The 13,718-nt window shown below is 27.8% G+C and carries 11 protein-coding genes; all 11 read left to right on the top strand.

Annotated elements, in window-relative coordinates; translation table 11 throughout:
- The first annotated feature begins 153 nt into the window (after nt 1-153).
- The 11 genes from GBG18_RS11900 to GBG18_RS11850 all read left to right on the top strand — a co-directional run bounded on the left by GBG18_RS11900 (nt 154) and on the right by GBG18_RS11850 (nt 13,474).
- A complete protein-coding gene (locus tag GBG18_RS11900) occupies nt 154-1,737 on the top strand; it encodes a sensor histidine kinase (RefSeq protein WP_152191352.1) in 1,584 nt (527 codons plus the stop codon).
- Entirely contained in the window at nt 1,718-2,380 is a 663-nt protein-coding gene (locus GBG18_RS11895) for a response regulator transcription factor (protein WP_152191350.1), read from the top strand. The genes GBG18_RS11900 and GBG18_RS11895 overlap by 20 nt, the downstream gene beginning before the upstream one ends.
- A 177-nt stretch (nt 2,381-2,557) precedes the next feature.
- On the top strand, nt 2,558-2,812 hold the full coding sequence (locus GBG18_RS11890) for a DUF4212 domain-containing protein (protein ID WP_152191348.1): 255 nt from the start codon (nt 2,558-2,560) through the stop codon (nt 2,810-2,812).
- 12 nt (nt 2,813-2,824) lie between these two features.
- The gene (locus tag GBG18_RS11885; protein ID WP_152191346.1) at nt 2,825-4,702 is read left to right on the top strand and encodes a sodium:solute symporter family protein; all 1,878 of its coding nucleotides are present in this window, start codon (nt 2,825-2,827) and stop codon (nt 4,700-4,702) included.
- A gap of 96 nt (nt 4,703-4,798) precedes the next feature.
- A complete protein-coding gene (locus GBG18_RS11880; protein WP_152191344.1) occupies nt 4,799-6,616 on the top strand; it encodes a DUF294 nucleotidyltransferase-like domain-containing protein in 1,818 nt (605 codons plus the stop codon).
- Entirely contained in the window at nt 6,616-7,248 is a 633-nt protein-coding gene (locus tag GBG18_RS11875; RefSeq protein ID WP_152191343.1) for a 3'-5' exonuclease, read from the top strand. Before GBG18_RS11880 ends, GBG18_RS11875 begins: the two co-directional genes overlap by 1 nt.
- A gap of 441 nt (nt 7,249-7,689) precedes the next feature.
- Complete coding sequence (locus GBG18_RS11870; RefSeq protein WP_152191341.1) at nt 7,690-8,004, top strand: DUF485 domain-containing protein; 315 nt, start codon at nt 7,690-7,692, stop codon at nt 8,002-8,004.
- The gene (locus GBG18_RS11865; protein WP_152191339.1) at nt 8,004-9,653 is read left to right on the top strand and encodes a cation acetate symporter; all 1,650 of its coding nucleotides are present in this window, start codon (nt 8,004-8,006) and stop codon (nt 9,651-9,653) included. Before GBG18_RS11870 ends, GBG18_RS11865 begins: the two co-directional genes overlap by 1 nt.
- A gap of 112 nt (nt 9,654-9,765) precedes the next feature.
- Nucleotides 9,766-11,607: a putative nucleotidyltransferase substrate binding domain-containing protein gene (locus tag GBG18_RS11860; RefSeq protein ID WP_152191338.1), complete on the top strand. Its 1,842-nt coding sequence runs from the start codon at nt 9,766-9,768 to the stop codon at nt 11,605-11,607.
- Complete coding sequence (locus GBG18_RS11855; RefSeq protein ID WP_152191336.1) at nt 11,600-12,220, top strand: 3'-5' exonuclease; 621 nt, start codon at nt 11,600-11,602, stop codon at nt 12,218-12,220. The genes GBG18_RS11860 and GBG18_RS11855 overlap by 8 nt, the downstream gene beginning before the upstream one ends.
- A 63-nt stretch (nt 12,221-12,283) precedes the next feature.
- On the top strand, nt 12,284-13,474 hold the full coding sequence (locus GBG18_RS11850) for an acetate/propionate family kinase (RefSeq protein WP_152191334.1): 1,191 nt from the start codon (nt 12,284-12,286) through the stop codon (nt 13,472-13,474).
- Nucleotides 13,475-13,718: the final 244 nt, after the last annotated feature.

Genomic DNA, 13,718 nt, shown 5'->3' with positions numbered 1-13,718 from the left:
TTTTAAGGAGGTGGCCGATGGTTCGAATCCATCACGGGTCACCATTTAAATCACTCTTTCTTAAAACAATAATCAAAACTCATTATAAAGTAACTTTTTATTTATAAAAGAGTATTCTATAAGCTTTAAAACCTCACACCAGGATAACTCTTCATGTTTAAAGCCAAAAGTTTATACCACCTTATTGTCTACAGTATTTTATTTATTGTTGTTTTAATTTCATTTTTTACATTTATTATTATTAATAATGCACATGAAGAACTTCAAGAAAAAATTGTTACGTTAAATACTGATTATAAAGACAATCAGCAAGAACTTATAAAAAATGATGTTAATGCTGCCATTAGCTTTATTAAACATATACATGAAAAATATAAAGATATTAAAGATGAAGAAGCTATAAAAAAAGAAGCACTTATTGCAATTGATAAAATGAGAGATTTAAGTACAATAAATGAATATATATTTATTTACAATTTTGATGGAACATCAATCCATCATCCAATTGCAAAAAAAGATATTGGGAAAAACCTATTTGAATCTACAGATATAAATGGAAAGAAAGTAATAAAAGAACTAATTGAGGTATCACAAAAAAGTAAAGGTGGTTTTGTTGAATATAATTGGTATAAACCAGACATTTCACAAAATATAAAAAAAATATCTTATGCAAAATCATACGAACCTTGGAATTGGAGTATAGGAAAAGGCGTATATTTAGATAAAATAGATAATCTTGTACAACGTAAAAAGTATGAATATGATCAAAAAATATCTGATTATACTTTACAAATCACTTCATTAACTATAATGCTTGTATTATACTCAATATTTATATATAAAAATGCAACTATTTTAATTGTAAGTGATGTTAAAGAGATTGGTAAATATTTTAAAGAATCACAAAAAAATGACAAACCCTTAAATCAAAATAGGTTAATATTTGGTGAATTTAAAGTAATTGCAAATTATGCAACAGATGCTATGAATAATATTAAAATTAAAACTCATATGCTTGAAGACTTAAATAAAAACCTAGAATACAAAGTTGATGAAAAAACAAAAGAGTTAACAAAACTAATAGAATCACAAAAAAAATTTATAAATAACTCTGTTCATGAAATAAATACCCCACTTTCTATAATACAAACTAATATAGATTTATTAAAAATGAATATTCCAAATAATAAATATGTAACACATATAGAATCAGGTGCAAAGATTATTCAATATATATATGATGATTTATCTTACTTAATTAAAAAAGATAGAGTTATTTATGAGAAAGAGTATTTAAATTTATCTAATATAGTATCACAAAGACTAGAATTCTTTCAAGAAATTGCTACTTCTAATTCCTTACATTTTGAAAGTACAATACAAGAAGATATTTATATCAAATTTAATATTACTGAATTTCAAAGAATCATTGATAATAATATATCAAATGCAATTAAATATTCTTATGCAAACTCTGCAATACATATTAAACTTGACTACACAAGAGATGATCAGGTTGAATTTTCTGTAGCAACAAATTCTAAGAAAATTGATTATCAAAGTAAAATTTTTGATGATTTTTATAGAGAAAATAGTAATAGAGGTGGCTTTGGGCTTGGATTAAAAATTGTAAAAGAAATTTGTGACAAGAATTTAGTTATAATAAAGCTTCAATCAAATGACAAAGAAACAAAATTTACTTATAGGTTTAGAATAAATGAAAATATTACTGCTTGAAGATGAATTAATGTTAAATAACGCAATTTGTGAATATTTAAAAGGTATTGGCCATATTGCTGAAAGTTTTACAGATGGACAAGAAGTTTTAGACAGTGTTGATATATCATATGATTTATTAATACTAGACATAAATGTTCCAACAAAAGATGGTTTTGAAATACTTCAAGAATTAAATGCCAGAAAGATTTATATACCTGCTATATATATTTCAGCATTAGTTGATATTGAAGATATAACAAAAGGGTATGATTTAGGATGTAGAGAATACATCAAGAAGCCTTTTCATTTAGAAGAGTTAGGTATTAAAATAAACCAAATATTAAAAAAAGACCAAAATAAAACTACACATATTAAATTCTCTGAAAATTATTCTTACTCAAAAGACAAACAAACACTATATTTTAATGGTGAACCACAAGGCCTAACTAAAAAACAATTAGAGATAATTCACATCTTAGCACTTAATATTAATATGATTGTTGACTTCGAAAGATTTAGAGTTGATATATGGGATGGAGAGAATATAGACAACCCAACAATTAGAGCTGAGATTTCAAGACTGAAAAAAGCACTAAAAGAAGACTTCATAAAAAATATCAGAGGTTTAGGATATAAAATCGATAGATATTATTCAGTTTAAAAAAGCCCTATTTAAAGGGCTTAAAACCATTATTTGCTACGTTAAAACTACTCTTTAAAAAAGATTTCAAAAAAAAATTTCAATTGCTACCTTTTTGCTATAGTTACTTATTATAATTTCAATGTTAAATTATTAAACGATGTAGGTTGTTTGATAAAAATAATTAAGGAGAGCAGAATGAGTCCAGAAAAAGCACAAGCATACTGGAAAGAAAATATTTCTATGATCATGAAACTTTTAGTAGTTTGGTTCGTAGTTTCTTTTGGTTGTGGTATTTTATTTATTAATGAACTTAACGCTATTGAAATCAGTGGAGTTAAATTAGGTTTTTGGTTTGCACAACAGGGTGCAATTTATGTATTTGTTATATTAATTTTTGTTTACGTTAAAGCAATGAGTAGTATTGACGAAAAATACGGCGTTCACGAGTAGGAAGGAAAAGACATGGAATTACAATCATTAATTTACCTATTCGTAGGTATTACATTCGCAGTATACATTGGTATTGCACTTTGGGCTAAAGCTGGTTCAACAAAAGAGTTTTATGTTGCAGGTGGTGGAGTTCACCCAGTTGCAAATGGTATGGCTACAGCAGCTGACTGGATGTCTGCGGCTTCATTTATTTCACTTGCGGGAATTATTTCTTTCAAGGGTTCTGATGGTGGTGCTTACTTAATGGGATGGACTGGTGGATATGTTCTACTAGCTATGTTATTAGCTCCTTACTTAAGAAAATTTGGTAAATTTACGGTTCCTGATTTTGTTGGTGACAGATATTATTCTGATACTGCAAGACTTGTTGCTGTTATTGGTGTTATTTTTGTATCGTTTACATATGTTGCGGGTCAAATGAGAGGGGTTGGGATTGTATTCTCAAGATTCTTACAAGTTGATGTAAATACTGGTGTATTAATCGGTATGGCAATTGTATTCTTCTATTCTGTTTTAGGTGGAATGAAAGGTATTACATATACACAAGTTGCACAATATGTTGTTATGATTTTTGCATACATGATTCCTGCAATCTTCATCTCATTACAAGTTACTGATACATTCTTACCTCAATTAGGTATTTTTGCACAAACAACTTTCGCATTTAACGATGGTGTTCAAACAATTCCTGAGGGAACTTATCTATTACATGCACTTGATACTGCTGTAACTGATTTAGGTTTCGGTGCTTATACACAACCAGGTAACTTATGGAACACATTTATGTTAACTACAGCGTTAATGCTTGGTACTGCTGGTTTACCACACGTTATTGTTAGATTCTTTACAGTTCCAACTGTACAAGATGCTAGAATATCTGCAGGTTGGGCTTTAGTATTTATTGCGATTATGTATACAACTATTTCTTCAGTTGCTGCATTCTCAAGAGTTAACTTAATCAAAAACGTTCAAAATGTTGAATATGCAGCATTTGTTGAAGGTAAATTAACACATCCAGATGGATCAGCTAATAATGGTGGATGGTTCAAAACTTGGGAACAAGGTGGACTATTAGCATGGACTGATAGAAATGGTGATGGTAAAATTCAATATGCTCCAGGCGCAGCATTTGATGGAGCTAAAGGTAAACCTCAATTTGATGGTACAAAAGTTACTGAAAATGGTAACAGAGCTACTACAAATGGTAAAGCACCAGGAAACAGTGGTAAAATTGAAAATGAATTATACGTAGATAGAGATATTATGGTTCTTGCGAATCCTGAAATTGCTAACTTACCTAACTGGGTAATTGCATTCATCGCAGCTGGTGGACTTGCAGCAGCATTATCTACAGCAGCAGGACTATTACTTGTAATTGCTTCAGCTATTTCACATGACCTTATGGGTCAAGTTATCTTTAAAGATAAAGAAACTGGAAAATCTACTTTAACTGAGAAATCAGAATTAATGTGGGCAAGAGTTTCAGCTATCGTTGCTATTTGTGTTGCTGGTTACTTAGGAATTAACCCTCCTGGTTTCGTTGCACAAGTTGTTGCATTAGCATTTGGTATTGCTTCAGCAGCATTCTTCCCTACAATTATCCTTGGGGTATTTGATAAGAGAATGAATAAAGAAGGTGCGATTGCTGGTATTTTAACTGGTCTTATCGTTACAATTGGATATGCAATTTACTTCATCTGGGGTGGTGGAACACCAGACGAGTACTTCTTAGGAATTGCACCAGCTAGTTTTGGTACAATTGGTACAATATTACATGTTATTGTAGCATTTGCTATATCTAGAATGACTCCTCCTCCGCCACAAGAGATTCAAGATCTTGTTGAAAGAATTAGGATTCCTTCAGGTGCTGGTGAGGCTGTAGATCACTAGTCACAAATACATAAAAGTATGCCTTTGGGCATACTTTTAGTATTTTTTTATGTTATTATCTTATAATATAAAAAAATACTAAGCTAAGGAAACTTAATGAGCTTACAAGATCAAGAAGCCTTTCTTTCAAATATTCACCCTTTCGAAGTTTTAACTGAAAATCAAATCAACAATTGTATTAAACATATGGATATAGCATACTATCCAAAAGATTCTATACTAATCAGTCCAGATAAAATATCTGATCATTTTTTTATAATCATCAAAGGTTCAGTATATGAATATAAAGATGATGAAGTTGTAATGGATTATCATCAAGAAGACTCCTTTGATGCAAATTCACTTATTTATAATGAAACAAAAAATACATTTAAAGTGCATGAAGACTTAATTTGCTATGAACTTGAAAAAGTTACATTTTTAAAGCTTATTGAAGAGAATCAAAAATTTAAAGATTTTTTTCTAAAAAATCTTGTTAATAAAATTCAGACCTTAAAAGATAAAGAGTATACATCTGAGTTATCATCATTTATGATTGCAAAAGTGGAAGATACTATTATTCATGAAGCATGTATAGTAAATGAAGATACAAAACTAATTGATGCAATTGAAAAATCTATGACTTTTAAAACATCTACTATAATTGTTCAAAAAGAAGATAAATCGTATGGAATAATTACTGATTCACTTTTAAAGGTAAAAGTATTATTAGAAGGTAGAACTCTTGATATACCTGTAAAAGATATTGCAATATTTCCATTAATGACCGTATTTAATGATGATTATTTATTTGATGCACTAACAGTTTTAATAAAAAGAAATATTAAAAGAATTGGTGTTACAAATAATCAAGGTGAAATGATAGGAATTTTAGAACAAATAGATGTATTATCACATTTTGCAAATAATACTTATGTAGTTGATACAAAAATCAAAAAAGCTAAAACTATTGAAGATTTAAAAAACTCTAGTAATGATTTAATAAATATTATTAAAAGTTTACATGCAAAAGGTGTAAAAGTAAACCATATCTCAAATTTAATCGGACAATTAAATACAAAAGTTTATCAGAAGTTATACAATTTAGTAGTGCCAAGTGAGTTAAAAAAAGATGCATGTTTAATTGTAATGGGGAGTGAAGGAAGAAATGAACAGATAATAAAAACTGATCAAGATAATGCTTTAGTTGTAAAAGATGGAGTTGATGTTGAGCAATATAGACCTTATATGCAAAAACTAACAGAACATCTTATTGACTTTGGATATCCGCCATGTGAGGGTAATATAATGGTTTCTAATCCATTCTGGTGTAAAACAGTTAGTGAATATAAAAATGAGACTAAAAGATGGATTGAAGCTCCTGATATGCAAAATTATATGGATTTAGCAATATTCTTTGATTCCTTCGCTGTTGCTGGAGATAAGCAACTTTTAATTAATTTAAAAGATGATTTATTTGATAAATTACATGATAAAGATGTATTTATGGCTTATTTTGCAAAAGCAACTTTAACTTTTGATACACCAAGTACTGTTGCAAATTTTATGACAAAAGTACATTATATTGATATTAAAAAAACAGCTGTATTTCCTATTGTTCAAGGAATTAGGTCTTTAGCTTTAAGAGAAAAAATCAGAGAAACAACAACTGTAAAAAGAATAAAAATTTTAGAGCAAAAAAAAGTTTTAGAAAAAGAGAGAGCTGATGAGCTACTAGAAGCATTTGATGTTGTAAATACTTTAAGATTAAAATCACAATTAGAAAAAATTCTTGAAAATAAAGAGATTGATAATGAAATAGATACGCATAATCTTGGAAAAATAGAAAGAGATTTATTAAAAGACTCTTTTAAAATTGTAATAGATTTTAAGAAATTTATTGCATATTCTTTTAAAACTGACAAGATTTCATAATGTTTGATAAACTTTTTAAAAATTGGAATAGAAAAAAACTAAAAGATAAAAGATTTGATTTTTTATTCGATGAACCACTTCCAAATGAGTATGTATGTTTAGACTGCGAAACAACAGGATTAAGTCCTAGAAAAGATGAAATTTTATCAATTGGTGCAGTTCATATAAAAGATAATAAGATTATCATGAGAGAAACTTTTAATATCTTCGTAAAACCTTCTAAAAATATAAGTGCAGAATCTATTAAAATTCATCAAATAAGACCTATTGATTTAGAAAATGCAGTAAGCCCAAAAGTTGCAATCTTCAAAATTCTTGACTTTATAGGCTCAAGACCTATAGTAGGATACTATATCAAATTTGATATAGCTATGCTTTCAAAGTATACAAAAAAATACATTGGTGTTAAGCTACCAAATGACAGTATTGAAGTATCTTCAATGTTTTTTAAATCAAAAAAGAAAACAAGTGAGTATGAGTTTATAGATTTAAAATTTGATACAATTATGAAAGAACTTGATATTCCAACTTTAGGTAAACATGATGCCTTAAATGATGCAATTATGACATCAATGATGTTTCTAAAACTAAAAGACGTAACTCCTGCAAAAACTACATTTTACACTAGCTAAAAACTACAAAATAAAATTATTTATTCACTTTACTTAAGGCACAATAAGTTGAAAAACTTACATTGTGCAATCTAATATCAGGTAATAATTTTTTACTAAAGATAATGATTCTTTTTAGTAACAGATAATTTTTATTTATTACATTTTGTAACACATATTATAATTTTTTTGTACACTTATTAAATATTAAAAAAATCTTAAAATAAATTATTAAATTTAATAATTTATTTTAAGATTTAATGTTACATTTCTACTACCTTTACACAATTTATACATTATTATATAATTTTTTTTAACTTTATATAATAACTTCTATGTTAGATTTACTAAGAATTATCTTATTTGCTATTTTATTGCTATTATAATTATAGTATTTAGTTATATAAGAATAAGGACTAAGTATAAAGTATATTTATGTTTTATACTAAAAAAGGAAGCAGAATGAAAGACGAATTAGTAGAAAGGATCGAAAACAATCCTAAGTATCAAGAATTAGTTTCAAAAAGAACTAGCTTTGGTATTAAATTAGGTGTTTTTGTACTAGTTATGTTTTATGCATTTATTTTAACAATTGCATTTAACAAGGAAGTTTTAGCAACAAAAATTGGTGATGGGCTTACAACAGTAGCATTTCCTATTGCATTGGCTATTTTAGTTATTAGTTTTATTACAACTCTTATATATGTAAAAAGAGCAAATGGTGAATTTGAAGATTTAACTAATGAGATAAAAAAAGATGTAAAGGACTTAATTTAATGTTTAAAATATTAGCACTTATTACAATTTTTGCATTGACAGCATTTGCTGCAGGGGATGCATCATTTGAGGCAGTAAAAAGAGATCTTAATATTCCTGCGATTATTATGTTCTTTGTTTTTATTGTTGGTACTTTAGGTATTACTTACTGGGCTGCGAAAAAGACTAAATCAGCAAGTGATTTCTATACTGCTGGTGGTGGGATTACAGGTTTCCAAAATGGTTTAGCAATTGCTGGAGATTATATGTCAGCTGCTGCATTCCTTGGAGTTTCTGGTCTTATTTACTTAAAAGGTTATGATGGAGTTATCTATGCTGTTTCATTCTTAGTTGGTTGGCCAATTATTTTATTCTTTATGGCTGAAAAATTAAGAAACTTAGGTAAATTTACATTTGCAGATATTGCTGCATATAGATTAGGTCAAAAAGAGATTAGAACCTTAGCTGCGTTTGGTTCATTATCTGTTGTTGTTTTATATCTTATTGCTCAAATGGTTGGAGCTGGTAAATTAATTCAAGTTTTATTTGGTATGGAATATGAATATGCAGTTGTACTTGTTGGTATTATGATGATTATTTATGTAACTTTTGGTGGTATGCTTGCAACTACTTGGGTACAAATTATTAAAGCTTGTTTATTACTAACTGGTGTATCTTTTATGGCAATTATGGTTTTATGGCACTTTGACTTCTCATTTGAATCACTTGCAGTAAAAGCAGTTGAAAATCACAGTGCTGGTGAGTCTATTCTTGCTCCTGGTGGATTTATTTCAGATCCTATTTCTGCTATTTCTTTAGGTATGGCATTAATGTTAGGAACAGCTGGACTTCCTCATGTACTTATGAGATTCTTTACAGTTGGAAATGCTAAAGAAGCTAGAAAATCTGTTGTTTATGCAACTGGTTTTGTTGGTTACTTCTGGATTATTATTACTGTAGTTGGATTTGGGGCTATTGCATTCTTAAACTCAGCAGATGGTGCTCAATATTTTGTTGATGGTAAGTTATTTGGTGGAAATAATATGGCTTCAATCCACTTATCGCACATGCTTGGTGGAAATGCATTCTTAGGATTTATTTCAGCTGTTGCTTTTGCTACTATTTTAGCTGTTGTTTCAGGACTTACACTAGCTGGTGCATCTGCAATATCTCATGATATTTATGCAAATGTAATTAATCCAAATGCTACAGATGAGCAAGTTGTAAGACTTTCTAAAATTACTGTTGTAGTTGTTGGTATCGTTGGTGTTGTATTAGGTATTGCTTTTGAATCACAAAATATTGCATATATGGTTGGACTTGCATTTGGTATTGCAGCATCAGCTAACTTCCCTATTTTATTCCTTTCAATTTATTGGAGAGGATTAACAACTAGAGGTGCATTTATTGGTGGATTTATTGGATTAATTACAGCAGTTACTCTTGTAATAATTGGACCAATTGTTTGGGTACAAATTTTAGGAAATGCTGAAGCAATTTTCCCATATAAACACCCTGCACTATTCTCTGTTACAATCGCTTTCTTAGGAATTTGGTTCTTCTCTAAAACTGATAATTCACAAAGAGGAAAAGACGAAAAAGAGATGTTTAGAGCTCAAAATGTTAGAGCAAATACAGGTATTGGTTCAGCAGGCGCGGTTGATCACTAATATCTTAGAAAAGTTAAAGAGATTTTCTCTTTAGCTTTTTTATACTCTTTTAAAGTAAGTATTATTAAAAGTATTTATAGAAAATATTTTTAATAATAATTAAGGAAAAACTATGAGTATTTTAGAGCAAAAAACATTTTTAACATCAATTCACCCCTTTGAACATTTAAATAAAGTTCAATTAGAAGATTTTGCTCAAAGTATTGACATTGTATATTTTAAAAAAGATGAAGTTATACAAAAAGAAGCAATGCAACCAACTTTTCTATACTTTGTTTTAAAAGGTATTGTTCAAGAAAAAAATCAAGAAGAAGTATTGTCAATTTACCAAAAAAATGAAATCTTTGACCCAGTCTCATTAATTGAAAACTATTCAAAAAACACTTTTGTAACAGTACAAGAAACAATTTGTTATGCGCTACCACGTGAAATATTTATAAATACCTTACATGAAAATGTTGAACTAGAAAGCTACTTTTTTCAAACAATCTCTCAAAAATTAAATAAAAATATTCATAATGAAAAAAATAAAGAAATGGCTAATATTATGATTGCAAAAGTTAAAGATGCAAAAATTCATAAAGCTGTTATTCTTGATTCAGAAAAAACTATTTTTCAAGCTGCAACAATAATCAAAAAAGAGAAAGTTCCTACTTTACTTTTAAAAGATGATGAAGGTGAAATTTATATCGTAACTGATTCTGATTTTAGACAAAAAGTTATTCTAAATAGAATGGATTTTGATGATAAAGTTATAAAGATTGCATCAAAAGGGATAATTCATGTAAATGAAAATGACTTTTTATTTAATGCACAATTAATTATGGCTAAGTTTGGAATGAAAAGAGTTGTAGTTAAAAATGATGAACAAGAAATTATTGGTATTTTAGATCAAATTTCTCTATCATCATTTTTTGCAACAAATACTTTTGCTGTTTCAAATGAGATAGTTCATGCAGAAACCGTTGAGGAACTTAAACTAGCTTCTCATTCTTTTATAAAGATAATTAAATCTTTAAATGCAAAAGGTGTGAAAATTGAATTTATTTCAAAATTAATAAATCAATTAAATAAAAAACTTTTAGATAAGTTATATAAACTCTTTGCACCAAAAGAACTACTTGAACATTCATGTTTAGTAGTAATGGGAAGTGAAGGAAGAGGTGAACAAATACTTAGAACTGATCAAGATAATGCATTAATTATAGATGATGCTTGTACCTTAGATGTAAAAACTATTCAAGAGTTTACTCATACATTTACTGAAACATTAGTTGACTTTGGATTTCCTAGATGTAAAGGCAATATTATGGTATCAAATCCATATTGGTGTAGAAAAACTTCTGAATTTAAAGATTTAATTTACGCATGGATAAATGAGCCAAATCCTGACAATCTTATGAATACTGCTATATTCTTTGATGCTGCATGTGTGTCTGGAAATAAAGAGTTATTATCAAAGTTAAAGGATTATTTATTTAATGTAGGTGGAGATTCACAAACTTTTAATTCAAATTTTGCAAAAGTTATTACAAGTTTTGATGTTCCATTAGGTTTCTTTGATGGTTTTGTGGTTGATTCAAAAAATAGTCAACATAAGAATGAATTAGATATTAAAAAAGGTGGTATTTTTATTATTGTTCAAAGTATTAGGGCATTATGTTTAGAAAAGCACATATTTAAGACAAATACGGCAAAAAGAATTGAAGTACTTACACAAAAAGGCATTTTTGATGAAGAAAGTGCCCAAGAATTAATTATGGCATTTAACTTCTTATCAAAATTAAAACTTAAATTTGGTCTAGAAAAACTTGATAAAAAAGAAGAAATTGATAACTATATTAATCCAGATAATTTAAATACTATGGAAAAAGATTTATTAAAAGATTCATTTAAAATTGTAATTAAGTTAAAAAAGAAATTAGATTATCACTTTAAGTTGAGTTATGTTTAAAAGTATATCAAACTATTTTAATAAAAAAAATCTAAGAGATGAAAAATATGCCTATCTTTTTGATAAAACAGATTTAGATGAATATGTATGCTTTGATTGTGAGACTACAGGCTTAGATCCCAAAGTTGATGATATAATCTCAATTGGTGCTGTAATAATTAAAGATAATACTATAGTTTCAAGTAAAAAATTTGTAAAATTCGTAAAACCTAAAACTAAACTACAAGCAGAAGCTATTAAAATACATCATATTAGAGAGTGTGATTTAGAAGAAGCTGAAGATATTGATGATGTAATTGAAGAGTTTATTGACTACATTGGAAATAGAACACTTGTTGGCTATTATTTAGAGTTTGATATAGCTATGATTAATAAATATTTAAAACCAAAACTTGGAATAACATTACCAAATAAAACTCATGAAGTATCTGCTATTTACTATGATTATAAAATAGAAAAAATTCCACAAGGAAATATAGACTTAAGATTTGACACTATTATGCAAGATCTTGAAATACCTATTATGGGTAAACATGATGCCTATAATGATGCACTTATGACTTCATTAATATTTATAAAACTTAAAAACTTTCCAAAAGTAAAGATTTCATAAGTAACAAAAACATATATTTTACATATTATTAAGTTACAATATGCAAAAAATCAAGGATTATATATGTTAGTATTCATTTTAAATGCAGGTAGCTCATCTTTAAAATATCAATTAATGAACCCAGAAACAACAGAAGTTTTAGCTTCAGGACTCTGTGAAAGAATTGGAATTGATGGTAAATTAATCCATGAATCAAATGATAAAAAAATTAAACAAGAAATTGAAATGCCAACTCATAAAGAAGCAATTGAAGTTGTTTTAAATATCTTAACAAAAGGTGAAGAAAAAGTTATTGATTCAATTTCCCAAATAGATGCAATTGGACATAGGGTTGTTCATGGTGGAGAATTTTTCAATTCTTCAGTAATAGTAAATGATGATGTAATAACAAAACTTGAAGGACTAATTCCTTTAGCTCCATTACATAATCCTGCAAATATTATGGGTATAAAAATCGCACAAGAAATTATGCCAGGAAAACCAAATGTAGCAGTATTTGATACTGCCTTTCATCAAACTATGCCAGCTTCAAACTATATGTATGCTGTTCCTTATGAAGATTATAAAGATTATGGCGTTAGAAAATATGGTTTTCATGGAACTTCTCACTATTATGTTTCAAATGAAGCAAGAAAAATGCTGAATAAAGAAGATTCAAAAGTTATTGTATGTCATTTAGGAAATGGTTCATCAATTTGTGCAGTAAGAGATGGTAAATCAATTGATACGTCAATGGGTCTTACTCCATTAGAAGGTTTAGTAATGGGTACAAGATCTGGAGATATTGATGCTGGAGTATTATCATATTTAATGGAAAAGAAAAATATGACAGCTGCAGAAACAGTAAATTATTTAAATAAAAAATCTGGACTACTTGGAGTTTCAGGAATTTCATCTGATTTAAGAGAAATTATTGAAGCTGCTGCAAGTGGAAATGAAAGAGCACAAACTACAATTGACATGAAATGTAGTAGGATTAGAAAATATATTTGTTCATATGCTGGTTCACTTGAAGGTGTTGATGCTATTTGTTTTACTGCAGGAATTGGTGAAAATGCTGATTTAATTAGAGAAAAAGTTTGTGATGGATTAGAATTTATGGGTGTAGAAATAGATTCTGATAAAAATAAAGTTAGAAATGATAAAAATCGTGAAATTAATAAAGATTCATCTAAAACAAAAATCTATGTAATTCCTACTAATGAAGAGCTAGTTATTGCTCAAGATACATACAAATTAACAAAAGCTTTATAGCTTTTGTTAATTGATAATTTATTTCGTTTAATTTCTAAACATCTTGTACAACTTTAATACATTTACTATATATAAATATCTCTTTAAAACCTAAACCATCATATTTTATTACCAAAAGGCACAATTTCATTTTTTTATAAATTTTATGTATATTTTATGTACTTTTAGAAAAATATCATATACAATATATCTAGAATTAAATTATAAAATTATGCTATGTTAATGCAATGTTTTTTAATTATAA

Origin of the sequence: Poseidonibacter ostreae, assembly GCF_009208075.1 — a bacterium.
GTDB lineage: Bacteria > Campylobacterota > Campylobacteria > Campylobacterales > Arcobacteraceae > Poseidonibacter > Poseidonibacter ostreae.
Note: the sequence above shows the minus strand (reverse complement) of the source record. Positions and strands in the feature narration are given on the sequence as shown.

Bases quoted from the DNA above. Each gene is read 5' to 3' on its own strand.
- GBG18_RS11855 (WP_152191336.1), top strand. From the start codon at position 11,600: ATGTTTAAAAGTATATCAAACTATTTTAATAAAAAAAATCTAAGAGAT.
- GBG18_RS11895 (WP_152191350.1), top strand. From the start codon at position 1,718: ATGAAAATATTACTGCTTGAAGATGAATTAATGTTAAATAACGCAATT.
- GBG18_RS11850 (WP_152191334.1), top strand. From the start codon at position 12,284: ATGTTAGTATTCATTTTAAATGCAGGTAGCTCATCTTTAAAATATCAA.
- GBG18_RS11860 (WP_152191338.1), top strand. From the start codon at position 9,766: ATGAGTATTTTAGAGCAAAAAACATTTTTAACATCAATTCACCCCTTT.
- GBG18_RS11870 (WP_152191341.1), top strand. From the start codon at position 7,690: ATGAAAGACGAATTAGTAGAAAGGATCGAAAACAATCCTAAGTATCAA.
- GBG18_RS11875 (WP_152191343.1), top strand. From the start codon at position 6,616: ATGTTTGATAAACTTTTTAAAAATTGGAATAGAAAAAAACTAAAAGAT.
- GBG18_RS11880 (WP_152191344.1), top strand. From the start codon at position 4,799: ATGAGCTTACAAGATCAAGAAGCCTTTCTTTCAAATATTCACCCTTTC.
- GBG18_RS11865 (WP_152191339.1), top strand. From the start codon at position 8,004: ATGTTTAAAATATTAGCACTTATTACAATTTTTGCATTGACAGCATTT.
- GBG18_RS11890 (WP_152191348.1), top strand. From the start codon at position 2,558: ATGAGTCCAGAAAAAGCACAAGCATACTGGAAAGAAAATATTTCTATG.
- GBG18_RS11900 (WP_152191352.1), top strand. From the start codon at position 154: ATGTTTAAAGCCAAAAGTTTATACCACCTTATTGTCTACAGTATTTTA.
- GBG18_RS11885 (WP_152191346.1), top strand. From the start codon at position 2,825: ATGGAATTACAATCATTAATTTACCTATTCGTAGGTATTACATTCGCA.